This window comes from Streptomyces formicae (genome assembly GCF_002556545.1).
Classification (GTDB): Bacteria; Actinomycetota; Actinomycetes; order Streptomycetales; family Streptomycetaceae; genus Streptomyces; species Streptomyces formicae_A.
Genome location: NZ_CP022685.1, coordinates 5867312 through 5892716, shown reverse-complemented (window position 1 = coordinate 5892716; position 25405 = coordinate 5867312). Strand labels below are relative to the sequence as shown.

26 protein-coding genes and 1 pseudogene are annotated in these 25405 nt (G+C 70.9%); 11 read left to right on the top strand and 16 right to left on the bottom strand.

Annotated elements, in window-relative coordinates; translation table 11 throughout:
- Positions 1 to 5: 5 nt before the first annotated feature.
- On the top strand, positions 6 to 626 hold the full coding sequence (locus tag KY5_RS25860) for an ATP-dependent Clp protease proteolytic subunit (RefSeq protein ID WP_324965835.1): 621 nt from the start codon (positions 6 to 8) through the stop codon (positions 624 to 626).
- 49 nt (positions 627 to 675) lie between these two features.
- Here the strand turns inward: KY5_RS25860 and KY5_RS41885 are convergent, their stop codons facing one another.
- Entirely contained in the window at positions 676 to 1071 is a 396-nt protein-coding gene (locus tag KY5_RS41885) for a helix-turn-helix domain-containing protein (protein WP_418952816.1), read from the bottom strand.
- A gap of 83 nt (positions 1072 to 1154) precedes the next feature.
- Entirely contained in the window at positions 1155 to 2042 is an 888-nt protein-coding gene (locus KY5_RS25850; protein WP_234362864.1) for a helix-turn-helix domain-containing protein, read from the bottom strand.
- A 118-nt stretch (positions 2043 to 2160) separates the two neighbouring features.
- On the opposite strand from KY5_RS25850, the gene KY5_RS25845 reads away from it, so the two are divergent.
- Positions 2161 to 3213: an NAD(P)-dependent alcohol dehydrogenase gene (locus KY5_RS25845; protein ID WP_098247482.1), complete on the top strand. Its 1053-nt coding sequence runs from the start codon at positions 2161 to 2163 to the stop codon at positions 3211 to 3213.
- A gap of 175 nt (positions 3214 to 3388) precedes the next feature.
- Positions 3389 to 3775 carry a VOC family protein gene (locus KY5_RS25840; protein WP_098244464.1) on the top strand — a complete coding sequence of 129 codons (387 nt, stop codon included), beginning with the start codon at positions 3389 to 3391 and terminating at the stop codon, positions 3773 to 3775.
- A 15-nt stretch (positions 3776 to 3790) separates the two neighbouring features.
- On the opposite strand, the gene KY5_RS25835 is transcribed toward KY5_RS25840, so the two are convergent.
- From KY5_RS25835 to KY5_RS25820, 4 genes are read right to left on the bottom strand one after another with little or no spacing between them, the layout of a single operon-like run.
- A complete protein-coding gene (locus KY5_RS25835; RefSeq protein ID WP_098244463.1) occupies positions 3791 to 4591 on the bottom strand; it encodes an alpha/beta fold hydrolase in 801 nt (266 codons plus the stop codon).
- A gap of 6 nt (positions 4592 to 4597) precedes the next feature.
- Entirely contained in the window at positions 4598 to 5020 is a 423-nt protein-coding gene (locus KY5_RS25830) for an ASCH domain-containing protein (protein ID WP_098244462.1), read from the bottom strand.
- A 58-nt stretch (positions 5021 to 5078) separates the two neighbouring features.
- Positions 5079 to 5849, bottom strand: a complete 771-nt coding sequence (locus KY5_RS25825; protein ID WP_098244461.1) for a group II truncated hemoglobin — start codon at positions 5847 to 5849, stop codon at positions 5079 to 5081.
- The gene (locus KY5_RS25820) at positions 5846 to 6259 is read right to left on the bottom strand and encodes a winged helix-turn-helix transcriptional regulator (protein ID WP_098244460.1); all 414 of its coding nucleotides are present in this window, start codon (positions 6257 to 6259) and stop codon (positions 5846 to 5848) included. Before KY5_RS25820 ends, KY5_RS25825 begins: the two co-directional genes overlap by 4 nt.
- A 24-nt stretch (positions 6260 to 6283) precedes the next feature.
- Here KY5_RS25820 and KY5_RS25815 point away from each other — a divergent pair, with 24 nt between their 5' ends.
- Positions 6284 to 6682: a YybH family protein gene (locus KY5_RS25815; RefSeq protein WP_098244459.1), complete on the top strand. Its 399-nt coding sequence runs from the start codon at positions 6284 to 6286 to the stop codon at positions 6680 to 6682.
- Positions 6683 to 6710: 28 nt separating this feature from the next.
- Here KY5_RS25815 and KY5_RS25810 read toward each other — a convergent pair whose 3' ends face one another.
- The 4 genes from KY5_RS25810 to KY5_RS25795 all read right to left on the bottom strand — a co-directional run bounded on the left by KY5_RS25810 (position 6711) and on the right by KY5_RS25795 (position 12937).
- Positions 6711 to 10046, bottom strand: coding sequence for a S8 family peptidase (locus KY5_RS25810; RefSeq protein ID WP_234362863.1), 3336 nt, complete (start codon positions 10044 to 10046; stop codon positions 6711 to 6713).
- Between the two features lie 133 nt (positions 10047 to 10179).
- Positions 10180 to 10899 carry an ABC transporter ATP-binding protein gene (locus tag KY5_RS25805; protein WP_098244458.1) on the bottom strand — a complete coding sequence of 240 codons (720 nt, stop codon included), beginning with the start codon at positions 10897 to 10899 and terminating at the stop codon, positions 10180 to 10182.
- A 160-nt stretch (positions 10900 to 11059) separates the two neighbouring features.
- Positions 11060 to 12316 carry a L,D-transpeptidase gene (locus KY5_RS25800; RefSeq protein WP_098244457.1) on the bottom strand — a complete coding sequence of 419 codons (1257 nt, stop codon included), beginning with the start codon at positions 12314 to 12316 and terminating at the stop codon, positions 11060 to 11062.
- A gap of 288 nt (positions 12317 to 12604) precedes the next feature.
- Positions 12605 to 12937 (bottom strand): hypothetical protein, encoded by a 333-nt coding sequence (locus tag KY5_RS25795; RefSeq protein WP_098244456.1) that lies wholly within the window; start codon positions 12935 to 12937, stop codon positions 12605 to 12607.
- 110 nt (positions 12938 to 13047) lie between these two features.
- Here KY5_RS25795 and KY5_RS25790 point away from each other — a divergent pair, with 110 nt between their 5' ends.
- The gene (locus tag KY5_RS25790; protein WP_098244455.1) at positions 13048 to 13359 is read left to right on the top strand and encodes an LAETG motif-containing sortase-dependent surface protein; all 312 of its coding nucleotides are present in this window, start codon (positions 13048 to 13050) and stop codon (positions 13357 to 13359) included.
- A gap of 19 nt (positions 13360 to 13378) precedes the next feature.
- On the opposite strand, the gene KY5_RS25785 is transcribed toward KY5_RS25790, so the two are convergent.
- On the bottom strand, positions 13379 to 13882 hold the full coding sequence (locus KY5_RS25785; RefSeq protein WP_098244454.1) for an ATP-binding protein: 504 nt from the start codon (positions 13880 to 13882) through the stop codon (positions 13379 to 13381).
- Between the two features lie 226 nt (positions 13883 to 14108).
- Between KY5_RS25785 and KY5_RS25780 the strand changes: the two genes are divergently transcribed.
- The 3 genes from KY5_RS25780 to KY5_RS25770 all read left to right on the top strand — a co-directional run bounded on the left by KY5_RS25780 (position 14109) and on the right by KY5_RS25770 (position 16659).
- Positions 14109 to 14960 carry a helix-turn-helix domain-containing protein gene (locus tag KY5_RS25780; protein WP_098244453.1) on the top strand — a complete coding sequence of 284 codons (852 nt, stop codon included), beginning with the start codon at positions 14109 to 14111 and terminating at the stop codon, positions 14958 to 14960.
- An 8-nt stretch (positions 14961 to 14968) separates the two neighbouring features.
- On the top strand, positions 14969 to 15166 hold the full coding sequence (locus tag KY5_RS25775) for a DUF397 domain-containing protein (RefSeq protein ID WP_098244452.1): 198 nt from the start codon (positions 14969 to 14971) through the stop codon (positions 15164 to 15166).
- A gap of 140 nt (positions 15167 to 15306) precedes the next feature.
- Positions 15307 to 16659 (top strand): erythromycin esterase family protein, encoded by a 1353-nt coding sequence (locus KY5_RS25770; RefSeq protein WP_098244451.1) that lies wholly within the window; start codon positions 15307 to 15309, stop codon positions 16657 to 16659.
- Positions 16660 to 16741: 82 nt separating this feature from the next.
- On the opposite strand, the gene KY5_RS42665 is transcribed toward KY5_RS25770, so the two are convergent.
- Both KY5_RS42665 and KY5_RS43265 read right to left on the bottom strand, forming a co-directional pair.
- Positions 16742 to 17155 (bottom strand): MFS transporter, encoded by a 414-nt coding sequence (locus tag KY5_RS42665; protein ID WP_234362862.1) that lies wholly within the window; start codon positions 17153 to 17155, stop codon positions 16742 to 16744.
- Positions 17156 to 17237: 82 nt separating this feature from the next.
- Positions 17238 to 18026: pseudogene (locus tag KY5_RS43265) on the bottom strand (MFS transporter); the annotation flags it as partial.
- Between the two features lie 171 nt (positions 18027 to 18197).
- Between KY5_RS43265 and KY5_RS25760 the strand changes: the two are divergent.
- From KY5_RS25760 to KY5_RS25750, 3 genes are all read left to right on the top strand, one after another.
- Entirely contained in the window at positions 18198 to 18929 is a 732-nt protein-coding gene (locus KY5_RS25760) for a TetR/AcrR family transcriptional regulator (RefSeq protein ID WP_098244450.1), read from the top strand.
- Positions 18930 to 19029: 100 nt separating this feature from the next.
- Positions 19030 to 20619 (top strand): APC family permease, encoded by a 1590-nt coding sequence (locus tag KY5_RS25755; protein ID WP_098244449.1) that lies wholly within the window; start codon positions 19030 to 19032, stop codon positions 20617 to 20619.
- Entirely contained in the window at positions 20616 to 21215 is a 600-nt protein-coding gene (locus tag KY5_RS25750; RefSeq protein ID WP_098244448.1) for an AAA family ATPase, read from the top strand. Before KY5_RS25755 ends, KY5_RS25750 begins: the two co-directional genes overlap by 4 nt.
- A 13-nt stretch (positions 21216 to 21228) precedes the next feature.
- Here the strand turns inward: KY5_RS25750 and hutH are convergent, their stop codons facing one another.
- From hutH to KY5_RS25735, 3 genes are all read right to left on the bottom strand, one after another.
- Positions 21229 to 22767: a histidine ammonia-lyase gene (gene hutH, locus KY5_RS25745; protein WP_418952878.1), complete on the bottom strand. Its 1539-nt coding sequence runs from the start codon at positions 22765 to 22767 to the stop codon at positions 21229 to 21231.
- A gap of 494 nt (positions 22768 to 23261) precedes the next feature.
- Positions 23262 to 24458, bottom strand: coding sequence for a GGDEF domain-containing protein (locus KY5_RS25740; protein WP_098244446.1), 1197 nt, complete (start codon positions 24456 to 24458; stop codon positions 23262 to 23264).
- A gap of 111 nt (positions 24459 to 24569) precedes the next feature.
- Positions 24570 to 25367, bottom strand: a complete 798-nt coding sequence (locus KY5_RS25735; RefSeq protein WP_098244445.1) for an enoyl-CoA hydratase/isomerase family protein — start codon at positions 25365 to 25367, stop codon at positions 24570 to 24572.
- Positions 25368 to 25405 lie beyond the last annotated feature (38 nt).

Here is a 25405-nt window from a genome sequence, read left to right as displayed (position 1 = left end):
AGAGGATGGAGCCCAGGATGAGTCAGTACACCATTCCCACCGTCGTCGAACGCACCCCGCAGGGCGAGCGTTCCTACGACGTCTACAGCCGCCTGCTCTCCGAGCGCATCATCTTCCTCGGCACGGAGATCGACGACGGTGTGGCCAACGTGGTCATCGCGCAACTGCTGCATCTGGAGTCGTCCGCCCCGGAGCGCGAGGTCGCGATCTACATCAACTCGCCCGGTGGATCGTTCACTTCGCTCATGGCGATCTACGACACCATGAGCTTCATCACCGCGCCGATCTCGACGTTCTGCGTCGGCCAGGCCGCCTCCACCGCCGCCGTGCTGCTCGCCGGGGGCGATCCGGGGCGGCGGTTCGTGCTCGACCACGCGCGCGTGCTGCTCGGGCAGCCCGCGAGCCGGGGCCAGCAGGGGACGGTGTCCGACCTCAGTCTGCAGGCCAAGGAGATGCTGCGGATCCGCTCCCAGGTGGAGGAGGTGCTGTCCCGGCATACGGGCCACGACGTGGCGACGCTGCGCGCCGACATGGACCGGGACAAGTTCTTCACCGCGCAGGAGGCCGTCGCGTACGGACTCGCGGACCAGGTGCTCAGCAGGCGGGCCGTACCCGTCGCCGCCTGACCCGCCAGACGGCGAAGGCTCAGGCGGCGACGGCTCACGCGGCGACGGCTCAGGCGGCCAACCGCACCTCGCCCTGGAGCGACGCCTTGGTCGGCCTCACGCGGGGAAGGCCGACCAGGCGGCTCTGGGCCAGCGAGAGCAGGTCGGGCAGGCCGAGACCGAGCGCGCGGGCGGCGGCCGCGAGGACCTCGGAGGAGGCCTCCTTGCGGCCGCGCTCCAGCTCGGAGAGGTAGGGCATGGAGATCCGGGCGGCGTCGGCCACGTCCTTCAGGGTGCGCTCCTGCGCGAGGCGCTCGCGGCGCAGGACGTCACCGACGAGATCCCGCCAGAGCGGCTCCCGCCGCTCCTGCTCGGCCTCCTTACCCAGGGGGCGCAGAGGAATCACACGGGCCTCGTTCGGCTGGGACTTCGGCTTCTGCGGCGCTCGCGCCTCGTCGCTGCTCACTCCCCCAGCGTAGGAGCGGTACGGCCAGAACGGCAGCAGGAGGGCAGCACGAAGCGTTCCGCCACCCGCGAAACCGCGGACCGCTACTTCGTCCCCGACCCCACCGACGACGCGTCCCGGCCCCAACTCGCGAGCAGGCGCAGCCCTTGCGCCGACGCCGAGTCCGGTTCCGCGTGGTACATGATCAGTGACTGGTCGCAGTCGTCCGGCAGGCGCAGCGTCTCGAACGACAGGGTCAGGTCGCCGACCAGGGCGTGCCGCATGCGCTTGACGCCGTGGCCCTTCTCCTGGACGTCGTGCGTGGCCCACAGACTCCTGAACTCCTCGCTCTTGACGGAGAGTTCGCCGACGAGGGAGGACAGCTGCGGGTCGTTCGGGTAGCAGCCCGCGTCCATGCGCAGATAGCTGACGATGTCCGACGCCTTCCGGTCCCAGTCGACGAAGAGCTCGCGCGAGCGCGGGTCGAGGAAGCAGATGCGGGCCCAGTTCCGGTCGGCGGGGGCGAGCTCGCCCCAGTCGCCGAAGAGCGCGGCGGCGAGCGCGTTCCAGCCGAGGATGTCGGAACGGCGGCCGACCACGTACGCGGGCACGCCTTCGATGGAGTCGAGGAGCTGTTGCAGCACGGGCCGCATGTACTGCGGCCTTACGGCCTTCTTCTTGTGGGCCTTGGGCTTGGCCAGGTGCGTCAGGTGGGCGTGCTCGGCGTCGGTCAGGCGCAGGGCGCGGGCGATGGCGTCGAGCACCTCCACCGAGACGTTGCGGCCGTTGCCCTGTTCGAGGCGGGTGTAGTACGCGACGGAGACCCCGGCGAGCTGCGCGAGCTCCTCGCGGCGCAGCCCCGGCACCCTGCGGTGCCGCCCGAAGTGCGGCAGCCCGACGTCCTGCGGCTGGAGCCTCGCCCTGCGGGTGCGCAGGAACTCGCTCAGCTCGGCCCGGCTGTCCAGGGGGCGGCCCTCGGGGATCTCGTCCATACATTCCAGTATCCAGGGTCGTACGACCATGAGCCTGACCCCGCCAGTGGTAGGCACAGCGGTCGTAGGCAGAACAGGTGTCTGGGTGAGTCCGCAGGTCACCGGCATGCTCGTGGACATGACTGAGCAGATCACCACCGTTTCCGCCTATGCCGCTCCCGCCCCGGGTGCGCCCCTGGAGCGCACCACCGTCCCGCGCCGCGCCGTCGGCGAGTCCGACGTCATGATCGACATCAAGTACGCCGGTATCTGCCACTCGGACATCCACCAGGCCCGCGACGGCTGGGGCGAGGGCATCTACCCGATGGTGCCGGGCCACGAGATAGCCGGTGTCGTGACCGAGGTCGGTCCCGGCGTCACCAAGTTCTCCGTCGGCGACCGCGTCGGCGTCGGCTGCATGGTCGACTCCTGCCGCGAGTGCGAGAACTGCCAGGCCGGTCTGGAGCAGTACTGCGCGCAGGGCAACATCGGCACGTACAACGCGCTCGACAAGAACGGCGAGCCGACGTACGGCGGCTACTCCTCGCACATCGTCGTGGACGAGGCGTTCACCGTCCGCATCCCCGACGGGCTCGCGCTCGACGTGGCCGCGCCGCTGCTCTGCGCGGGCATCACCACGTACTCCCCGCTCGCGCACTGGAACGCGGGCCCCGGCAAGAAGGTCGCCGTCGTCGGCCTCGGCGGTCTCGGCCACATGGCCGTCAAGATCGCGAACGCGATGGGCGCCGAGGTCACCGTGCTCAGCCAGTCGCTGCGCAAGAAGGACGACGGCCTGAAGCTGGGCGCCGAGCACTACTACGCGACCAGCGACGACGCCACCTTCGAGGCGCTCGCGTCCACCTTCGACCTGATCCTCTCGACGGTCTCGGCGCCGCTGCCCCTGGACAAGTACCTGGGCCTGCTGCGTACGGACGGCGCCTTCGTGAACGTCGGCGCGCCCGAGGAGCCGGTCTCGCTCAACCTGTTCTCCGTGATCGGCGGCCGCAAGACCCTCGCGGGCTCCAACATCGGCGGCATCCGGGAGACCCAGGAGATGCTGGACTTCTGCGCGGTGCACGGGCTCGGCGCGGAGATCGAGCTGATCCGTGCCGACCAGATCAACGAGGCGTACGAGCGGGTGCTCGCCAGCGACGTGCGCTACCGCTTCGTGATCGACAACGCGACGATCTGAGGGCGGGACACCGCACGGACCTCCGTGGCCGGAACCTGACTGGGCCCCGGGCCCTAGGCCGCAATGCGCAGCGCACCGGGGCCCTGTGGCCGATACGGCGGCCGGGGGCCCGCGCCTACCGTTGTCCATGTCACCGCGGCACAGCGGGAGTCAGGACCATCGAGGAGGTCGCACGGTGTCCATCGAGTTGAACCACACGATCGTCACGGCCAAGGACAAGGAGGAGTCCGCGCGCTTCCTCGCGGACCTGCTCGGCCTGGAGGTGAGCCCGCAGTACGGCCCGTTCATCCCCGTCACGATTCCCAACGGGGTCACCCTCGACTACGCCGATGGCGACGGCGGCCCGATCGTGCCGCAGCACTACGCCTTCCTCGTGTCCGAGGACGAGTTCGACGCGATCTTCGGGCGCATCGAGGACCGCGGTCTCACCTACTGGGCCGACCCGTACCACCAGCGCGAGAACGAGATCAACACGCACGACGGCGGGCGGGGCGTCTACTGGGAGGACCCGAACGGCCACAACCTGGAGATCATCACCAGGCCCTACGGCTCCGGGGGCTGAGCCCCCGGGACCGGGCTACGGGGACTGGGCGAGGAACGCGAGCACCGGCTCCGTGGCGACGTCCGCGAACTCCTCGAAGTAGGCGTGCCGAGCGCCGGGCACCAGCAGGGTCCGTGCGTCCGGGATGCGCCCGGCGAGCAGCGGGGCGTTGGCGGTCGGGTTGAACGCGTCGTCCGTGCCGTGCACGACGAGCGTCGGTGCCTCGATCCTGGGCAGCGCGTCCCAGGCGTCGTGCCGGGCGCTGGCGCGCAGGTGCCCGCGGCGGGCGTACGCGGGCATGGTGGAGTCCCCCAGCGTGTGGAACTCCCTTCCGGGGCGGGCGCGTTCCTGCTCGGCCAGCCAGGCCGGGGTGTACATGAGTTCCAGCAGAGCGCGGCGCACGGCGTCCGGATCGGCCTGGGTCAGGGCCTTGCGGACGTCGGGCCCGCGCTCGACGCCGTGCGGGCCGCCGGGCGACGTACAGCCGAGCACGAGCCGTCCGACCCGCTCGGGGAAGTCGGCGGCGAGCCACTGGGCGACGCGCCCGCCCATGGAGGTGCCGTAGACGTGGGCGCGCCCGATCCCCGCATGGTCGAGGACCGCGAGCACGTCACGGGCGAAGCCGGGTGTGCTGTACGTGTCGGTGTCGGGGCGGTCGCTGCGGCCTGTCCCCCGGTGGTCCATGACGACGGTGGTGAAGCGCGCGGCGAAGTCGGCGCGCACCGGATCCCACCAGCGGTGGTCGTTGGACTGCCCGCTGAGGAGCACCAACGGCGCGCCGCTGCCGTGCAGTTCGTAGTGGATCGCGGCGCCGTCGGCCGCCTCGGCGAAGGGCACGTCCGCTCACTTCTCCCGCAGGTCGGCCACGAGCCGGAAGCGTTCGAGGACGAGTGCGGTGGTGTCGTCCACGGTGAAGTCCTCGTCGCCGAGCGCGGCCCGCATCTCGGGACCGTGCCAGAACTCCTCGTGCCCGGCCCGCCACTGCGCCACCGTCGTGAACCCCTCGCCCTCGTCCACGGCATGCGCGAGGTCCACGTCGGCGAGCGCCACGACGCGCACTTCGGTGATCTCGATGACGCCGACGTCCCGCCCGTCGGAGTCCACGACCACGGACCGCTCACCGACCCGGGGCAGCGGATCCCCTTCGTGCTCGTAGTCGGCCACGAGACCGGTGGTGGAGGTCTTGGAGCCGTCCAGGACCGCCGCGACGAGCTGTTCGCGCAGCGGCCCGGGGAAGGCGAACTCGGCCTTGGGGAGCGACGTCATGGGATCACAGTAATCGGCCCGCGAGCCGTCCCCGCGAGTCGGCGGCGGGACCGGTCTCTCAGGGCTGGTACGGCGGGGCCGCGCCCCAGTTCCAGAGCGGGACCGGCTGGTCGGTGGGGCGGGTGGCGTCGGGGCCCGAGAAGTAGACCGCCAGGCGCGTGCCCCATTCGACGTAGGCGGCGAACGCCGAGCGGAACTCCGCGTCCGTGGGCAGGGCCGCCTCGTCCGCCGCGTCCTGGAGGAGGTTGACCCAGCGGCGGCGCTGGGGCTCGGTGATGCCCTTGCCGAGGTGTTTGGCGACCATGTGGGAGTGGCCGCCGTGCTCCTGGGAGTAGTGGGCGGGGCCGCCGAAGACCTCGCCGAGCCACTGGGCGACGTGGTGGGCGTGTTCGGGGTCGAGGCCCGCGAAGAGCGGGGCGAGCAGGTCGTCGGCGAGGACCTTCTCGTAGAAGACCTCCGTCAGACGGGCCAGGCGCTCCTCGCCGCCCGCCCACGCGTACAGCGTCGGGGTCGACGCGCCGGTGCCGCGCACCGCGGTGGGCGTGTAGTGGCGCATCTCCTCGATGTGCTCGACGTAGGGGCGGATCTCCGCGAAGAACTCCTTGAAGTGGTCCGAGCGGCGGAAGCCCTCCATGTGGTCCTTGGTCGAGGTCCACGTGATGCGCAGGATGTAGTGCTCGAAGTCGTCCTCGCAGCGCGTGAGTTCGTAGTCCACGCAGTGCGGCGACGCGGCGAGGGGCACGGCGGCGCGGGTGTAGGCGGCGAGGAACTCCGCGGAGCGGTCGGCGGGTATGCGGTAGCGGATGTACTCGACGGTGTGCGCGGTCATGTGACGCCGGCTTCCTCCGGGGCGGGGCCCGGCGCCGCCCGAGCGGCACCCCAGTCCCAGAGTGCCTGCAGAACGGGGCCGAGATCCCTTCCGTGCGGGGTGAGTTGGTAGGTGACGGCCGAGGGCCACCCGGGCGTACGCATGCGCCGGACGACGCCCGCGGCGACGAGTTGCGCGAGTCGTTCCGAGAGCACCTTGTCCGACAACTCGGGGAGTGAGGCGGCCAGTTCGCTGTACGCGAAGCGCTCGCCGCGCAGCAGCTCGCGCACCAGGAGCGTGGTCCAGCGGCCGCGCAGCGCGGCGAGGGTGATCTCGACGGGGCAGCCGGGGTCCGGCGCGCTCACCCCGGCGCGCGCGTCGTCGGGCAGCCCGGGCTCGGGGCCCGCGCCGCTTACCGTTCGGTGAGTCACGAGAGGGCCTCCTACGGTGCAGCCATGACGACCACGACGATAGTCACCCCGTCCCCCCTGCCCACCCGCGCCGAGGACGTCCCCGCCGCCTTCGCCGAACGCTTCAACAGCGGCGACGCCGACGCCGTGCGGGAGCTCTACGAGGACCGTGCCGCCTTCGTACCCGAGTCGGGCGAAGCGGTGCACGGCAGCACCGCGATATCCACCGCGAACGCCCCCTTCCTCGCCCTCGGCCTCCCGATCTCCGTACGCCCCCGCCAGGTGCACGTCGCCGGGGACATCGCGCTGCTGGTCGTCGACTGGGAGATCGAGGGCAAGATCCGCTCCACCGCCACGGACGTGGCACGACGCGGCGCCGACGGATACTGGCGATACGTGATCGACAGTCCCTTCGGCGCCGCGCCCGCGTCAGCGCTTCAGTAGCGCGTCAGGCCGGGAAGCTGCGGGTAGCTCACTTCCCGTAGTACGCGTTGTAGATCGACAGCGTCGACTTGTTGCCCTTCTTGTCCGCGACCTTGGCGTGGAAGGAGATGCCCTCGCCCTTGGCCGGGTTCTTCACGGAGATCTTGCCGCCGCTGACCGTGGCCTTCTTCCAGGTCTGGCCGTAGTCGTAGGAGACGTACACCGCGAGGGACTTGAGGTTCGAGCCCGCTGCCGCGCCGAGGACCTTGACCGGCACGGACTGCTTCTTGCCCGCTTCCGCCCTGCTGCTCAGGTCGACCGTGGGGCTGAACCGCACCGTGGAGACCGGCAGCTTGGCGCTCTCGGCCTTCTTGGAGCGGAAGGTGAAGCTCGCGTCGATGCGCGTGGAGGCCGCGGCCACCTTGACGCTGCGCTTCACGGACGTCGTCAGCTTGTACTCGGCGTCGGCGGACGGGACCTTGAACGGCTTGTCGCCGACCAGCGGGTCGTCGTTCTCGCCGACCTTGGTGCCGTTGCGGTACAGCGTCGTCTTCACCGACGAGTACAGCGAGTAGCCCACGTGCGTCTGGCCGTCGGCGAACAGCGGCAGGTAGCCGGAGATCTCGTTGCCCGTCCGGAAGACGCCGTACTGGCCGCCGATCCGCGGGCCGAAGACGGCCGTGTTGAACGTCTTCTCGTAGCTCTGGCCCGCCTTGAACGTCTGCGGCGTGCCCAGCGAGTAGCTCGCCTCGGTGGTCGGGAAGCCGTCCTCGTCGGGCGGACCGGCCTGCTCGAACTCCAGGCCCCACTTCACCTTGTCCGCGGTGGACACGTGGAGCGTGCGTACGCCGCGGAGCTTGGTCGGGACGGAGACGGACCAGCCGCCGCTGCTGGCGGGCAGCTCGCCGTAGGCGCGCAGCGAACCGGTCTTGCCGCTGCTGGACGCGCCGAGCCCGGCCTTCACCGTGGCGAGTTCGCTCGCCTTGTACTTCTTGGTGTAGCCGGTCGCGATCTGCTTGACCGGTCCGCCGGCGATGGTGTTGTACTCGGTGGCGTCGCCCTTGGTCCAGACGGCCGACCACTGCTGGTCGAGCGTCACACCGGTCGGGGCCGCGCCGATCGAGGCGGTGTTGAAGCCCTTGTACTCGTCGAGCAGCCAGCCGAAGCCGTAGCCGGCGTCCGCCGTGCTGACCGTGTACTCCGGCGCGGCGAGGACACCCTTGACGCCCTCGTCGGGCACGGTCACCTCGACCGGCTTGGCGGTCCGCGCGTCGACCGTCACCGTGGTGTTCTTGGTGATGTCGAGCTTCGGCTGGGCGATCCAGTCGATGCCCTTGGTCGCGTCCCGCGGGTCGACGACCACGTTGGCGTTGAGGATGTAACCGCCCTTGGGCACCCGGACCTTGACGGTCCCCGACTCGTCGTACGGCGAGAAGTCCCTGTCGGTCCCGGCCCCCGTGATGCCCAGCAGCGAGACGTCGTAGTTCTTCGTCGGCTGGCCGTCACGGCCGAGGCTCTTCAGCGTGAGGTCGTACGACTCCACCTCGCGGTCGACCGCCGCAGCGGTGCGCACGGACTGGCCGCCGCCGCTCGCCACGACGTACGCGGAGTAGGTGCCGTCGACCGTGCCGCCCAGCTTCGAGTCGGCGGTCAGGTCCACGGAGGCGGTGCCGCCCGCGGGGACGGTCACCTTCTTCGCGCCGAGCGTGAAGAAGCCCGCAGGGGCCGGACGGCCCTTGGGGTCGGTGCCCGCGGCCGTCAGGTCGAGGGTGACCTCGTCCTTGCCGAGGTTGCGGTAGGTGACCTTCTTGGTGACCGGCTTGTCGTCGGTGTGCGGCCACTGCTGCGTACCGAAGCTCACCGAGACCGGGTCGGCGATCACGGACTGCTTGATGGCCTTGTCGACGGCGATCCGGCCCGAACCCTGCTGGAACGGGGTGTACTTGCCGGGCTTGGTGGACCCGGTGAGCGCGCCCTTCAGCTCGGCGTACTTCCAGTCCGGGTGCTGCTGCTTCAGGATCGCCGCCGCGCCCGCGACGTGCGGGGTCGCCATCGACGTGCCGGAGATCGTCAGATAGCCCTCGGGCTTCTGGCCGACCTCCTTCTCGATGACGGAGCCGGGGGCGGCCGCGGCGGTGATGTCCACACCGGGTGCGGTCACGTCGGGCTTGATGGCACCGTCGCCGACGCGCGGGCCCTGGCTGGAGAAGTCGGCGAGCTTGTCGTTGTCGTCGACCGCGCCGACCGTCAGGGCGGCGTCCGCGCTGCCCGGCGAGCCGACGGAACCTGGCGCGCCGTCATTGCCGGCGGCGATCGCGAAGAGGATGCCCTTGTCGGCGGAGAGCTTGTTGACCGTCGCTTCGAGCGGGTCGACACCGGGGGTGTCGCCGCCGCCGAGGCTGAGGTTGACGACATCGGCCTTCTCGGCCGCCGCCCACTCCATGCCCGCGATGATCTCGGAGTCCTCGCCGTATCCGTCGTCGCTCAGGACCTTGCCGTTGAGCAGCTTGGCCCCGGGGGCGACGCCCTTGAACTTGCCTCCGGACTTCGCGCCCGTACCGGCCGCGATCGAGGCGACGTGCGTGCCGTGACCGAAGCGGTCCTTGGCGTCGGGCGAGGTGGAGAAGTTCTTCTCGCCGACGACCTGGTCCTTCAGGTCGGGGTGGGTGGCGTCCACGCCGGTGTCCAGGACGGCGATCTTCACGCCCTTGCCGTCGTACCCCGCGGCCCACGCCTTGTCGGCGCCGATCTGCTTGACGCTCTTGTCCAGGCTCGCCTTGCGGGTGCCGTCGAGCCAGACGTGCGCGATGCCGGACGCGGTCGTACGCGCACCGCCCCGCTCGCTGGTGAGCGCCTTCCACAGGTCGCCCGCGTCACGCTTCGGCGTGGTGACGGCGTCGGCGTTCAGCGCCTTGAGGGACCGGCGCACGGTCGTGTCCCCGGCGGCCCGGACGTCGGCCTTCGCGTCGGCCTGGGCGGACCCCTGGTAGCCGACGATCACCTTCAGGCCCTTGGCCTGCGCCGCGCGGTTGCGCTTCTTGCTCAACTCCGTGATGTCGAAGAGCCGTTGGTCGATGCGTCCGTCGGCTATCAGGCGCTGGGCGTCGGCGGGTATGAGCAGCGTGTGGCCCCCGGTGCGCCGCACCTGTACGGGGATGTGCTCGCGCCCCTCGGCCCGGTCGAACCCGACCACGCGTCCCTTGGCGTCGACGGTGACGCGGTCGCCGGTGATGAGCGTGACGTGGCGCTTGCCCGTCAGCTCACCGGCCGCCGCCCCCGCCGACTTCCCCGCGGCTGCCGGGGTCGCGGTCGCCGGGCTGGTCATGCCCGCCGCGAGTGCCACGGCGACAGCCGTGGCGATGGTGGCGCCGCACGCTCTCTTCACTTGTCTGTGCAAGTCTCCCCCTGGAGGTTAAGGGGCTGCCGCCCCTCGGATGTCGCAGTATGCCGAGGGGCGAACATCTGCTCAATAGTGAGACAGATGTGGGGAGTTGATACGCGAAGGAATTCATAGCGCCTTAACGGAGGTTGGCCCGGATCGAGCCAATGCGCTCTCGCCTCTCCGCGTTTTCCGCGACCGAAACGCGACCACCCCTGATCACGGCGAGCCGCGGCGCGTCGCGTACGAGGGCGCTGTCGTGCGTGACCATCACAAAGGTCAGGCCGCGCTCTTTCCACACCTCTTCGAGCAATTCCATGATCTCGTCGCGCACGGCCCCTTCGAGATCACCGGTCGGCTCGTCGGCGAGCAGCACCTTGGGGCGTTTGACCAGGGCGCGGGCGATGGCCAGGCGCCGCATGCCACCGTCGCGGAGCTCGCGGGGCAGCCGGGTGGCGAACGCGCCGAGACCCACCGACTCCAGCGCGTCGGCGGCCCGTTCGCGGCGGGCGGCGCCACCGAATCCCAACGGCGCGAGCGCCGTCCCGACGTTCTCCAGGACGCTCAGCGCCGGGCTCAGGTCGCGGTCCTCGCAGACGTAGCCGATCGACTCGGCACGGACCGCCGCGAGCCGCGCCTCGGGAAGCGCGGCCAGATCGGTGCCGTCGAGCTCGACGCTGCCGGAGGTGGGCCTGCCGCGTCCGCCGAGGAGCCGCAGGAGCGTGGACTTGCCGCTGCCCGCCGGACCCTGCACGACGAGCCGGTGGCCGTCGCCGACGACCAGGTCGACACCGGCGAGCGCGTCCACAGGGCCCGCGCCGCACCAGTACCGCTTGGTGACGCCTCTGAGCTCGTACATGGTCGCGACGGTAGGTACGCCCGGTGATGAACGGATAAGGCGCGCTTGAGAGCCGTATGAGAACGGCGGTGGCCCGCACCCCCGAGGGGATGCGGGCCACCGCGTCGTACGAAAGTCGCACGAGGTCGCACGAAAGAGGTCGTACGAAAGGAGAGTGGGATCAGACGGCGGAGCCGGCCTTCCACTGCGCCCAGTCCATGTTCCAGCCGTTGAGGCCGTTGTCCGGGGCGATGGTCTTGTCCCCGGTGTTGCGGACGTCCACGACGTCACCGGTGATGGAGTTCTGGTAGAACCACGAACCCGGCGTGCTCTTGTCGTTGGCGCCCTTGGCGTCCTGCAGGCCGATGCAGCCGTGGCTGGTGTTGGCGCCGCCGAAGATCGAGGGCGCGCCCCAGTAGTTGCCGTGGATGAAGGTGCCCGAGTTGGAGAGGCGCATGGCGTGCGGCACGTCCTTGATGTCGTACTCGCCCTTGCCGTCACCGTCCTTGAAGCCGACGGTGGCGCCGTCCATCCGGGTCTCCTTGAACATCTCGGAGATGACCATCTTGCCGTTGTACGTCTTGTTCTCGGGCGAGCCCGCGGAGATCGGAATGGACTTCACGACCTTGCCGTCCCGCGTGACCTTCATCGTCTTGGTCTTGGCGTCGACGATGGAGACCTGATTGCGGCCGATCTTGAACTGGACGGTCTTCTCCTGCACGCCGTAGACGCCGTCGGCGCCCTCGACGCCGTCCAGGCTCATCTTCAGCGTGACGGTGGAGTTGCCCTTCCAGTAGTCCTCGGGCCGGAAGTCCAGGCGGTTCGCGCCGAACCAGTGGCCGACGACTTCCTGGCCGCTGCTGGACGAGACCTTGATCGCGGACTGGACGTCCTTCTTGTTGCTGATCGCCTTGTCGAAGTTGATCGACACGGGCATGCCGACGCCGACGGTGGAGCCGTCCTCGGGCGTGAAGTTCCCGATGAAGCTGTTGGCCTTCGAGACGGTCGTGAACGACGAGTTCTCGTGCGCCTTGCGGCCCTCGGAGTCCTTGGCGGTGGCCGCGATCTTGTACTTCATGGCGCGCTCGAGCTGGCCGGAGGGCTTCCAGCTCTTCTTGTCGGCAGATATCTGCCCGGCGACCGCCTTGCCCGCGTCGTTCGTCATGGTCACGTCCGTGAGGGTGCCCTCGCTGACGGTGACCTTGGCCGCGCTGTTGATGCTTGCGTTGTCGGAGCCGTTCTTCGGCGCGATCTTGATCTGGGCCGCCGAGGTCTTCTTGGCAGCCGCCTCGTCGACCTGGTTCTGCGACTCCTTGCCGCCCGACGCCTTGTCGCCGTCGTCGCTGCTACAGGCCGAGAGCACAAGGACGCCGCCCACCAGGGCCGACACGGCCGCGAGGCCCTTGCGCCCAGGTCCGCGACGCCTACTGTCCGTCATCACACGCATCTCCATAGTTGCCGAATCCCCAAATCCAACCCCGAGAGTCCCCCGTAATCCCGCCTGCATAACGTCCTGCCCGGTTCGTCCCGTTCCACTACCGCGGAGAATGTGGGGAACACCACGTCCGCGGTGCTGGAATATCGGTCGGTCCTCACTGTGCGGGACGTGAAGGGCACCCGGTGTGCACCCACCGCGCACCCACCGCGCGTCCTGAGACGACGGAACCCCGGACGACGGTTGCCGTCCAGGGCCCCTGATTCCGCTTGTTTCCGGTGCCCGGGGTCGCTACGCGTCGTCGTCCTCGTCGCCATCATCCTCGTCCGGGTCCCAGTCCGGCGAATCGGGGTCGTAGTCGACCGTCTCGCTGCTCCACGACGCCTGGGTGAGCTCGACCCCGGGGACCTGGCTGACCAGGTCGAACGGGTCCACGAGGTAGGCGAGTGCCTCCGCGCCGTCCTCCTTGACGGCGGCCTCGGCGTGCGTGCGCTCCTCGGCGGGCATCTGGGCGTCCTCGGCGATGCGGGCGAGCGCGGCGCCGGTCAGCTTCTCCGCGTCGCCCACCTCGACGACCATTTCGACTCTCAGTCGTACAAACCGTGATGTGTCATCTGTGCTCATACGACGGAGCGTAAGGCCCGCGTCCCCCGCGACTTTCCCGCGACCCGCGGCTTTCACTACCATCGCCCCACACGGCCAATTCGCCAGCGCCACAAGGGGGATCCGATTCCGTGTCCGCACGCCGATCGTTGCTGACAGCCACTGCCGCAGGAGCCCTGCTCGGCGGCCTGTGGTTCATCCCCTCCGCGAACGCGACGTCTCCCGCGACGCACGGGATACCCCGCGAACGCCCGGCGGCGACCGCCACGGCCCACCAGGAGACCGACGCGTACACGGCCGCGGACGAGAGCGACCGGCTGGCCGAGACGGGCGGCTTCGACACCACGCCGTACGTGATCGGCGGCACGGTCTTCCTCGGCCTGGGGGCGGGCTTCGTGGCCTTCTCGGTACGCAGGGAGAGGTCGGGCGGGACGGCTTACTGAGGGACCGCGCCCCTGGCGCTCACGCGGCTGCGGCCTGCCGCGCCGCGTGGCGCCCCAGCTCGCACCACAGCAGCTTTCCGCCGCGCCCGAAGAGGTCGTCGCCCAGCGAGTAGCCGCCCCACGCGTCCGCGTAATGGCATACGAGGAAGAGCCCGCGCCCACCGTCCGCCTCGACCGGCACGGAGCACAGCCCCGCGCTGCCGGGCCGCCGGTCGAACGGGGGCGGGATGTGCGGATTCGAATCCCACACGCTCACCCGCAGCCGCCGCCCTCCGTCCAACGCGCGCAGCCGCAGGGTGGCGTCCCCTTCGGCATGCAGATAGGCGTTGCTGACGAGCTCCGACGTCAACAGTTCGGCGGCGTCGGCGAGCGCCGTGAGCCCGTGCGCGGCGAGGACCACGCGGAGCGTGCTGCGGGCGACGCGGGGGGCGCGGGCGTCGTGCGGGAGCTGGAGGGCGTACGCCCAGGGGGCGGGTTCGGCGAGGGGGGCCGGGGTGGGCCTCGGCGGGGATACGGTGACCATGAATGCCTCCTGCGGTGGCGGGACTTGGGTGCTCTTCGGCTGCGCCGGGCGGTGGCAGTGTCGCGGGCTGCGGTGCGCTTCCGGCTTAGGGGCGGGGCCAGTTGAGCGGCGTACTCCACACACCGTAGCGGTGAAAATGTAAGGTCTTACATCGAAGAGGCGAAGACCTTCCATTCCCACTCGTGTGGGTGACAACTCCGGTATGCAGCAAGGAAAGTGAACGCCGATGCCGTCCAGCACCAACGTGCCCCTGCGCCAGCAGCGTCTGGGCGCTGAGCTGCGCAAGCTCCGTGAGCGTGCCGGTCTCACCTCGACCGCGGCCGCTAATCTCCTCGGTGGTCCGCAGGCCCGCATCAGCAACATCGAGGCCGGACGCTACGCGGTGAGCGCCGACCGCGTCCGCGCGCTCGCCCACAACTACACCTGCGCCGACGACCAGTACGTCGACGCCCTTGCCGACATGACCGGCGGACGCAAGCGCGGCTGGTGGGAGGAGTACCGCGACACTCTCCCGTCCGGACTGCTCGACCTGGCCGAACTGGAGCATCACGCGGAACAACTGCGTGTGGCAGTCACCATCCATGTGCCAGGACTGCTGCAGACCACCGGCCACGCCCGCGCCACCATGCGCGAATCGGTTCCGCCCCTTCGCCCGTACGAGATCGAGCACCGCGTCTCGTACCGGGTGAAGCGTCAGGCTGTTCTCTTCGAGGGCACGCCGACGCCGTATCGAGCCATCGTCCACGAGGCCGCGCTCCGTATGGGCTTCGGAGGAGCGGATGTCGCCCGCGAGCAGCTCGAGTACCTGCTGGAGGTGAGTGAGCACGACACCATCGACCTGCGGGTGATCCCCTTCGGCGAAGCCGGATTCCCTGCCTCGGGCCAGCCGATCACCTACGCGCTGGGGCCAGTCCCCCAACTGGACACCGTCGTCCTGGACACTGACCACGGGTGCGAATTCCTGGACGCGGCAGCACAGTTGGAACGCTACCGCTCCGTGCTGGAGCGCATGGACGCCCGCGCCCTCTCCGAGAGCAAGTCACGCACCCTCATCCAGCACATCGCCCGCGACACCTGAGGACCCCCATGCCCGAGCTGCACTGGCAAAAGTCGACGTTCAGCGCCGAGGCCGCCAACTGCGTCTACGTCGCCAGCACCCCCACCGGAACGATCCACATCCACGAAAGCGACGACGACCCCGAAGCCGTCCTCACCACGGGCCCACGCCAACTCCGCGCCCTCATATCCGCGATCAACCCCCAAGGCCACGCCCGCGACACCTGAGCTGGACTGGTCGTCGTCGTGAGCGAGCGCAAGCCCCGCAAGGTCGGCCCGTCCCCCACCGACAGGTGTAGCTAACTCCCGGACCGATCGGGGGGCTCAGTGGATGGTCCGGTGCGTCCCGTGTGGCGAGAGTAAGGCCCATGAACACGCACAAGGCCCTGCTCGCCGTCCTCCTCGTTCCGCTCTGTGCCACGCTGGCCGTCGCCCCGGCCGCGTACGCCGCCGCCCCGGGAGAGACCGCGGCCACCGCGTTCCGCTCTCCCGAGGCGGCCCTCGGCCGGGTGGCCCACCCGCTGCGCACCACCGAGCCCCGCGGCAACCTGGCCGACCTCCGCCCGTTCGGCAGAATGGTCGGCGACGCCCGGGTGGTGGGCCTGGGCGAGGCCACCCACAGCTCGCACGAGTTCTTCACCGTCAAGCACCGGGTCCTGCGGTACCTGGTCAAGGAGAAGGGCTTCAGAGCCTTCGCCCTCGAAGCCCCCTGGAGCACCGGACTGCGGCTCGACGCCTACCTCACGCGCGGCGAGGGCGACTTGAAGCAGCTCATGGACGAGGAGTTCCAGGGCGCCTACCGGTTCTGGAACACGGCCGAGTATCGCGACCTGCTCCAGTGGATGCGCGCGTACAACGTCAAGCACCCCGAGGACCCGATCCGCTTCGTCGGCGACGACAACGGATTCGCCGGTGCCGAGCTGTACGACAAGGTGAGTGCCTACGCCGCCGAGGCCCGCCCCGAACTCACCTCGCGGCTCACCGAGCTGTACCGGGGCCTGCGGCCCACCACCGACGCCGACACGTACGTCAACCAATACCTGGCCAAGCCACTGGCCGAACGCAAGCAGCTTGCCGAGCGGACCGGCCGGGCGGTGGACCTGCTCAAGCAGCGGTCCGGCAAGGGCGCCGACGCGTACGCCTGGGCCCTTCAGCACGCCACCGCGATCCACCAGATGACCACGCTGTACGCCTTCGACTGGGACGACCCGCAGGCCATCCCCCACGCCATGCGCTACCGCGACCGCGTCATGGCCGACAACGTCACCTGGTGGCAGCGGCAGACCGGCGACAAGATCGTGCTCGGCGCCCACAACAGCCACGTCGCCCTCAAGACCTACGCCCCCGGCAGCCATCCGCAGGTACAGGGCGACTTCCTCCGCGAGCAGTTGGGCCGCGGCTACCTGAGTGTCGGCCTCACCTTCGACCGGGGCTCGTTCAACGCCCTCGGCCAGGACGGTGACGTCCACCGCTTCGCCGTGGGCCCGGCCGCGCCCGGTACCGCCGAGCACACCCTCGACCGCGTGCGGTACCGCGACTTCCTGGTCGACCTGCGCGACACCCCGGCGGCAGCCCGCGCCTGGCTCACCGCACCGCACATCGTCAAGAACATCGGCGCCACCTACCCGGGGATCGCGGACGCCCCGCAGATCCGGCTCGCCAAGACGCACGACGTCGTCATCCACCTCCAGCAGGTGGAGGCAGCCCACATGCTCAAGTAGCACCGATCACCCGCAGGCTCAAGCAGTTCCGGCGACCGGCCACCACGCCGTACTCGCCCTCTACGAGACCCGCTCCGCCTCCCTACCGCCCCGCCCCCTCCGCGGGGGACGACTCCACCCCCTCCGACGGAGCAGCCCCCTCCGAAGGAGGAGCAACCCCCAGCCGCGCCGCCCGCAAGGCGGGAAACCCCGCGGCCACCCCCAACGTCGCCACCACGCACACCAGCCCACCCGTCACCACCGCGAAGCGCGCCCCGTTCAGCTCCGCGAGGAAGCCCACGGCCGCGTTGCCGAGGGCGGGCGAGACCGTGGCCTGGACCATCCAGAGGCTGCTGACCCGGCCCCGCAGCGCGTCCGGCGTGCCGTGCTGGAGCAGGGCCGAGCGCAGCGTCTCCGAGATCAGGTCGCCGAATCCCGCCAGGGCGAGGAGTACGAGAGCCAGCGGCAGCAGCGACGTGAGGCCGAAGCCGACGAGCGAGAGGCCCCAGACCAACACCGCCCCGATCAGCGCGTGTCCGCCCGCGCGCCGTCCAGCCGCTGGTCGCGGCGCCGACGAGCGCGCCGAGCGCGGGCGCGGCGTAGAGCAGTCCGACCACGCCGGGGCCGCCGCCGAACTGCTCGTCGGCGAGGACCGGGTAGAGCGCCTGCGGCATCGTGAAGACCATCGCCGCCGCGTCGACGAGCAGCAGCCCGACGATGAGCCGGTGCCCCCGGACGAACCGGACGCCGTCCGCGACGGCCCCGAACGCCTGCCGCAGCCCCTTGCCGGTGGCGCTCGCCTGCGGCGCGGGCAACGGGCGTACGAAGAGGAGCGCCACCGAGAAGACCAGGAACCCGGCCGCGTCGACCGCGAAACAGGCGGCGAGCCCGGGGCCCGCGACGAGCACCCCGCCGAGCGCGGGCCCGAGCAGCGCGGCCAGCTGCGTGGAGGCCGCCGTCAACGCGCCCGCCGCCGCGAGGCGTTCGGTGCCGACGAGGGCGGGGATGGCCGCCATCATCGCCGGTCCGCCGAGCCCCGCGAAGAGTCCGGTGAGGCCGGTCGCCAGGTAGATCACCCACAACTGCGGCTGCGGAAGCAAGGCGTTGACCATGAGGCCCGCCGCGACGAGCGTCAGCGGGAGCCGGGTGACGAGCATCAGCAGGCGCCGGTCGCGGCGGTCGGCGAGGACACCGCCGATCAGTACGCCGACGACCAGCGGGAGCGCCCGCGCCAGGCTGACCAGGCCGATCTGCAACGGCGATCCGGTGAGGTCGTAGACCTGCACGGCGACCGCGACGCTCGTCATGAGGGTGCCGATCAGGGCGCCGAGGAATCCGGCGTACAGCAGCCGGAAGTCGCGGCTCTCGCGGAGCGGGGTGAGGTCCATGGCGAGACCGGAACGGGGCATGAGCGGCTCCAGGAAGGGGAGTTAGGCCAGCCTTACTTGGATCACCCTGCCGACCACCCCCCTTAAAGTCAACATGTGTGAAATTGAAGCGTGACGGGAGCGGACAAGAGACGGCACCGCCCTCCTCCGCCCTTGCTAACGTCGTCGCCGATGAGCACCGACCCCGCACCGGCCAGGCGCCGCCCCACCCACCGCAAGGGCCGCGCCACCCTCACCCGCGAGTCCGTGGGGCAGGCCGCGCTCGACTTCCTCGGGCGGCACGGACCGGCCGAGCTGACCATGCGCGCGCTCGCGACGGAGCTCGGCGTCTCGCCGCGCGCGCTCTACAACTACGTCGAGGACAGGCGGGACTTGATCACGGTCGCCGCCGAGATCTTCCAGTCCGAGTGGCGGCCGCCGGCCCTCGACCCCGCGCGGGACCGCTGGCGCGAGACCCTGCGCGCGTACTGCCGCGACCTGCGCGCGCACTACCGCCGCCACCCCGGCATGACCACGCTGGCGCTCAACGAGAACATCACGATGGCCCGCCACCCGGCGATGCTGCGGAACGTGGACGCGCTCATCGGCTTCTTCACCGGGATCGAGGGGACGGGCCTGCCACCCCGCGACGCCTACCTCGCCTGTATGGAGTCCATCCGCCAGGTCGTCGGCTTCGTGGAGTTCCAGGACCGCCCGCACGACCGGCCGCCCGAGAACCTCGACCCCGCCGACCTGCGACAGACGCCCCCGCCCTGGCTGCGCGAAGGCGCCGATGACCTCCCCCACCTCCGCAGGGCAGCCGAGCACCCGCACCCCGAACTCCCCGACGAGGTCTTCGAGTTCACCCTCGACGTACTGATCGAGGGCATCGCCGCCGCCGTCGCGAAGCGGCACGACCTCTGACCTCTTGACGTAGTTGGTCAACCCCCTCAACCATGTCGCCCAGTCGCGCGCCGACAGGTCCGCCCCGGCCCTGCCCCCTCTCCCGCGGCCTGGAGGATCCGTGTCCGGAGCCCCACCGCCCGCCCCCGACAGCAACGGCTCCGAAGGCAGGGGCTTCGTCCGCCGCGTCGGCCCCTTCCAGGCCACCGCCATCAACATGAGCCAGATGTGCGGGATCGGCCCCTTCGTCACGATCCCGCTGATGGTCGCCGCGTTCGGCGGGCCGCAGGCCGTCATCGGTTTCGTCGCGGGCGCGCTGCTCGCGCTCGCCGACGGGCTCATCTGGGCCGAACTCGGCGCCGCCATGCCGGGATCCGGCGGGAGTTACGTCTATCTGCGCCAGGCGTTCCAGTACCGCACGGGACGCCTGATGCCGTTCCTGTTCGTGTGGACGGCGATGCTGTTCATCCCGATCGGCATGTCGACCGGGATCGTCGGCCTCGTCCAGTACCTCGGCTATCTCGCGCCCGACATGGGACAGACGACCGGGGACCTCGTCGGGCTCGGCATCATCGCCCTGGTGATCACGCTCCTGTGGCGCGGCATCGAACACATCGCCAGGATCACCGCCGTGATGTGGGTCGTCATGCTCGTCTCGGTCGGGGCCGTGATCCTCGCGGCGGCCACGCACTTCAGCCCGGACCTGGCGTTCACCTACCCCGCGCACGCCGTGGAGTTGACGAGCAATCACTTCTGGATCGGCTTCGCCGGGGGCCTGACCATCGGCATCTACGACTATCTCGGCTACAACACCGCCGCGTACATGGGCGCCGAGATCAAGAACCCGGGCCGCACCCTGCCCCGCGCCATCATCTTCTCGATCCTCGGCATCATGGTGATCTACCTGCTCCTCCAGATCGGCACGCTCGGCGTCATCGACTGGCACCGGATGACCGACCCGAACGACATCGCCTCAACATCGGTGGCGTCGGCGGTACTTGAGGAGACCTGGGGCAAGGGCGCGGCCGACGTCGTCACGGTCCTGATCCTCGTCACCGCGTTCGCCTCGGTCTTCGCGGGACTGCTCGGCGGCTCCCGGGTGCCGTACGACGCCGCGCGCGACCGCGTCTTCTTCAGGCCGTACGCCAAGCTGCACCACCGGCACCGCTTCCCGACGCTCGGTCTCGCCACGATGGGCGTGGTGTGCGCCGTCGGCTTCATGATCGGCCGCCACACCGACCTGGCCACGCTCATCCAGCTCCTCACCACCGTGATGGTGATCGTCCAGGCGCTGGCCCAGATCGCCGCGGTGACGGTCCTGCGCAGACGGCAGCCGGACCTTCCCCGCCCCTACCGCATGTGGCTCTACCCGGTGCCGAGCCTGGTCGCGCTGGTCGGCTGGCTCGTCATCTACGGATACGCCGACAAGAACTCGCCGGGGCGGCATCCCATCGAATGGTCGCTCGCCTGGCTGGGGTTGGGGTGCGTGGCGTTCCTGCTGTGGGCGCGCTTCGAGAAGGTGTGGCCGTTCGGCCCGAAGGAGATCTCGGAGGAGTACCTGGAGTCTTCGAAAGCTCCCAAGTCCCCGGCAATTCTGGCAACTCCGGAAGCTCCGGCACCTCCAGAAGCTTCGGCAGCTCCGACGGCTCCGGCAGCTCCGGCAGCTCCGGAAGACGGCTCGCCGGACCGGACGGATACCGTCACCCCGTGACAGAGACCCCCTGGGACGTCCTGCTGCTCGGCGGCGCGTCCGGCATCGGAAAGAGTCAGCTCGCGGCCCGCCTCGCCGACGAGCACAAGGCGTTCGTGGTGGAGTTCGACGACGTGGTGGAGGCGGTGCGGGCGATCACGACACCGGAGCAGCACCCAGGTCTCCACCTCTTCGACGCGTACGAGGAAGTCGACGCGGAGCTGCCGGAGGACCGCGTGCTCGCACTCCAGCTCGCCACCGCCCGCGCGCTCGAACCCGCCGCCCTCGGCGTCGTACGCAACCGGCTCACCGTCGACGTGCCCGCCGTGATCGAGGGCGACTACCTCACCCCGGCCGCGGCGGCGCGGGCCGTCCGGGAGGGCGCGGCGGCGGGCCGCCGGGTGCGGGCCGTGTTCCTGCACGAGGGCGACGCCGGTCAGATCGCCGCCAACTACGCGGCGCGGGAGCCCGCCGCGGGGCGCCAGTCGGAACGGGCGCGGGTGAGCGCGGCGTACTCCCGCCGGCTGGCGGAGCAGGCCAGGGAGCACGGGCTGCCCGTGGTGGACGCCCGCCCCTGGCCCACACTCGCGTCCCGCGTACGAGAGGCGACCGCGTAGGGCCTGTCCGGCCCTAGCTCAGCGGCCCCGTGACGGGCTCGACCGCCGCCACCAGGGCACCGGTCCGCACGAACGATTCCGCCGCGGCCAGATCGGGAGCGAGGAACCGGTCGGGCCCGGGCCCCTCGACACCGGCCTTGCGGATGGCCTCGATGACGGCCTGGGTCGCGGGGGCGGGCGTGAGACCCGCGCGGAGCTCGACGGCGCGCGTCGCGGCGTACAGCTCGACGGCGACGATGCGAGTCAGGTTGTCGACCGCGGTGCGCAGCTTGCGGGCCGCGGACCAGCCCATGGAGACGTGGTCCTCCTGCATCGCGGAGGACGGGATGGAATCGGCGGAGGCGGGCACGGCGAGCCGCTTCATCTCGCTCACCAGGGCGGCCTGTGTGTACTGGGCGATCATGAGCCCCGAGTCGACGCCCGCGTCATCGGCGAGGAACGGCGGAAGCCCGTGCGAACGGTTCTTGTCGAGCAGCCGGTCGGTGCGGCGCTCGGCGATCGAGCCGAGGTCGGCGGCGGCGATCGCGAGGAAGTCGAGGACGTACGCGACGGGGGCGCCGTGGAAGTTGCCGTTGGACTCGACGCGGCCGTCGGGCAGCACGACCGGGTTGTCGACGGCGGCGGCCAGCTCGCGCTCGGCGACCGTGCGCGCGTGCGCCATCGTGTCCCGGCCCGCGCCCGCGACCTGCGGCGCACAGCGCACCGAGTAGGCGTCCTGCACGCGCGGCGCGTCGTCCTGGTGGTGCCCGGTGAGGCCCGAACCGGCAAGCACGGCAAGCATGTTGGCGGCGGACGCGGCCTGTCCCGGGTGCGGGCGGATGGCGTGCAGCTCGGGGGCGAGGACCTTCTCCGTACCGAGCAGTGCCTCAAGGGTCAGGGCGGCGGTGACATCGGCGGACTTGTAGAGCAGGTCCAGGTCGGCGAGGGCCATCACCAGCATGCCGAGCATGCCGTCCGTGCCGTTGAGGAGGGCGAGCCCTTCCTTCTCGCGCAGTTCGACGGGCGTGATGCCGTGCGCGGCGAGCAGCTCGCCGGCGGGCCGCACCTCCCCGTCAGGACCCTCCGCGTCGCCCTCGCCCATCAGCGTCAGCGCGCAGTGGCTGAGCGGCGCGAGGTCGCCGGAGCAGCCGAGCGAGCCGTACTCGTGGACGACCGGGGTGATGCCCGCGTTCAGGACGTCGGCCATGGTCTGCGCGACCTCGGGGCGTACGCCCGTGTGGCCCGAGCAGACGGTCTTCAGTCGCAGGAACATCAGCGCGCGGACCACTTCGCGCTCCACGCGGGGGCCCATGCCCGCCGCGTGCGAACGGACGATGTTGCGCTGCAGCTGGGCGCGGAGGTCGGGTCCGATGTGCCGGCTGGCGAGGGCGCCGAAGCCGGTGGAGACGCCGTACACGGGTTCCGGCTTGGCCGCGAGCGCGTCGACGATCTCGCGGGACGCGGCGAGGGCGGTGCGCGCCTCGGCGGTCAGTTCGATCCGCGCGTTGCCCCGCGCGACGGCGATGACGTCCTCGGCGCTCGTTCCGGACGTCCCAAGGGCCACAGTGCCCACGCTGTGCATATCCATATTCAGCAGCGTACGGACTGAATCGCCGAGTGTCACGGGTGGATCCGCACGGGCTTACTCCTTGACGGCAACCCCCTACGCCCCGGTCCCTGCCTCTCGGCTCCGGGGTTCCCACGACGGCTGCGACCCCACGTCCGGTGCGGTGTCACACGGGGTTTTGCGCAGTTCCCCGCGCCCCTGAAGGGGCCACCGCGCGTGGGTGGGTGGGGGCAATGGCGGCATCATCCCCACGTCCAGTGCGGCGGCACACGGGGGTTCGCGCAGTTCCCCGCGCCCCTGAAGGGGCCCGCCCCCGCCGGGCCGCAGCCGCGAGCGCGGCCGAGGGGACGTGGGGGTATGTGCGCACGGAGCACATAAGAAGACCGAGGCAAGGAAGCAAGCCCGGTAGCGGTCATCTGGGACGGCGAGTACGCACATACCCCCGCGGCCCCGCCCTCACGACGAGCCCCGCGCCCCCCGAGCCCCCCGCGGCCCCGCCCTCACGACGAGCCCCGCGCCCCCCGAGCCCCCCGCGGCTCCCGCCCCCGAAACCTCCGCCGCTCCCCCACCTCCGCCCCGCCCTCCCCGGACGGCGCGTCAGCCAGCCGAACCACCGGATCATCACCCTCCTCACCCCCACCCCGCCCCGCCACCACCGGCTTCACCGCCCGCGCAGCCTTCGCCCGGTACTGCGCCGCGTCCGCGAGCCGGAACAGCCGGCGACCCGAACGCACCGCCCCGATCGGGTCACCGGTCGACGCGACCCCGCAGGCGACCCCGTCGCCGAGCTCCAACTCCCCCGCCCGTACGCAGAGTTCCTCGGCCACCCGCACCACCTCATCAGCCCCGGGCCCCACCGAGAGCAGACAGAACTCGTCCCCGCCGAGCCGCGCCGCGAGTGCCCCCGGGAGCATTGCGCCGCAGACGGAGAGGACCGACCCGAACCGCTCGAGAAGGCGGTCGCCGACGGCATGTCCCCGGGTGTCATTGACCCGCTTGAGCCCGTTCACGTCGCAGACGACGAGGCTCACCACGACGCCGTCGACCCGGTGCCGCTCCACCGCCTCGTCGAGCCGCAGATCGACCGCGCGCCGATTGGCGAGCCCGGTGAGCGCGTCGGTGAAGGCGAGCCGCCGCGCCTCCTCGAGGCGTTCGGTCTGGGCGATCCCGGCGGCGACGACCGCCGCGAGGACCGTGGCGAAGTCGGCGTCGGCCCGGTCGAAGACGGGCGCGCCCACCGGCCGCGCCACGTACAGCTCGCCCCACGCCCGCCCGTGCAGCACGATCGGCGCGACCACACAGCAGCCGCGCCCGCGCCGCCGCAGCGCGGTGACGCGCTCGTGGCAGTAGCCCGCGGCCCTGCCGCCCGCGGGCCCCTCGGCGGTCTCGACCCAGGCGTGCGGCTCACCGCCACCGGCCCAGCGTTCGTGCAGGAACTCGGCGATCTCCGGGAACTGGTTGACGGGGTAGGACTCCCGCTCGGGGAACTCCTCCTCGCCCTCGGCCCGTTCGCCCACGTTCACGAGCACCCGCAGCCGCCCCAGATCGCGCTCCCACACGGAGAGCGCGGCGAAGCTCCCGTTCAGCGCGCGGCAGGCACCGAGGGCGGCCGCGCGCCAGGACTCACGCGGAGCGTGCGCCGCGGCCATCCCCTGCGCCAACTCCACCACGGCCCGCAGCCGGACATCCTCACCCATGACCCCAGGCTAGAAGGTTTACGGCATTTAGGAACTTCGGGACATAACCCAAAGAACGCCTGAGCCAGGCCAGGCCAGACCAGACCAGACCAGGCCAGGCCAGCCAGGCCCCTACTCCCCGGGCCACTCCGGCTTCCGCTTCTCGTTGAACGCGGCGACACCCTCCACCCGGTCCCCCGAGAACGCCACGTCGCGCCACGCCGCGTCCTCCACCTCGAGCCCCGCACGCAGGTCGAGCCCCTGCCCGAGGCGCAGCGCGCGCTTGGCGGCGCGCAGCCCGACGGGCGAGTTGGCGGCCATGCGGGCGCCGAGCGCGAGCGCCTCCGTGCGGGCCCCGTCCCCGTCGACCAGTACGTCCACCAGGCCCAACTCCCGCGCCTCCGCGGCCTCCACGCGCCGCGCCGAGAAGATCAGCTCGGCCGCGCGGGCGGACCCGACGCGACGCGGCAGCAGCTGGGTGCCGCCGCCGCCGGGAATGACGCCGACCGACACCTCGGGAAGCCCGACGACGGCGGTCGAGTCGGCGACGATCACGTCGCACGACAGCGCGAGCTCGAACCCTCCGCCGAGCGCGAAGCCGTGCACGGCGGCGATCGTCGGCATGGGGAGTTCGAGGACACCGCCGTAGGCGCCACGCGAGGTGGGCCGCTGACGGCGCAACTCGGCGTCGCTGAAGGAGTTCCGCTCCTTGAGGTCGGCGCCGACGCAGAAGGCCCGCTCGTGGGTGGAGGTCAGGACGACGACGCGGGCGTCACGGTCGTCCGTCAGCGCGGCGCAGGCGGCGGCGATGGAGCGCCCCATCTCCGCCGAGACGGCGTTCATGGCCTTCGGCCGGTCGAGAACGAGCTCGACGACGTGGCCGTGCCGCCTGACCGCCACGTACTCCCCGTACCGCTGCTCGTCACCCATGACGTCTCCTCCACCCGGTTAACGACCGTTACCGAAGG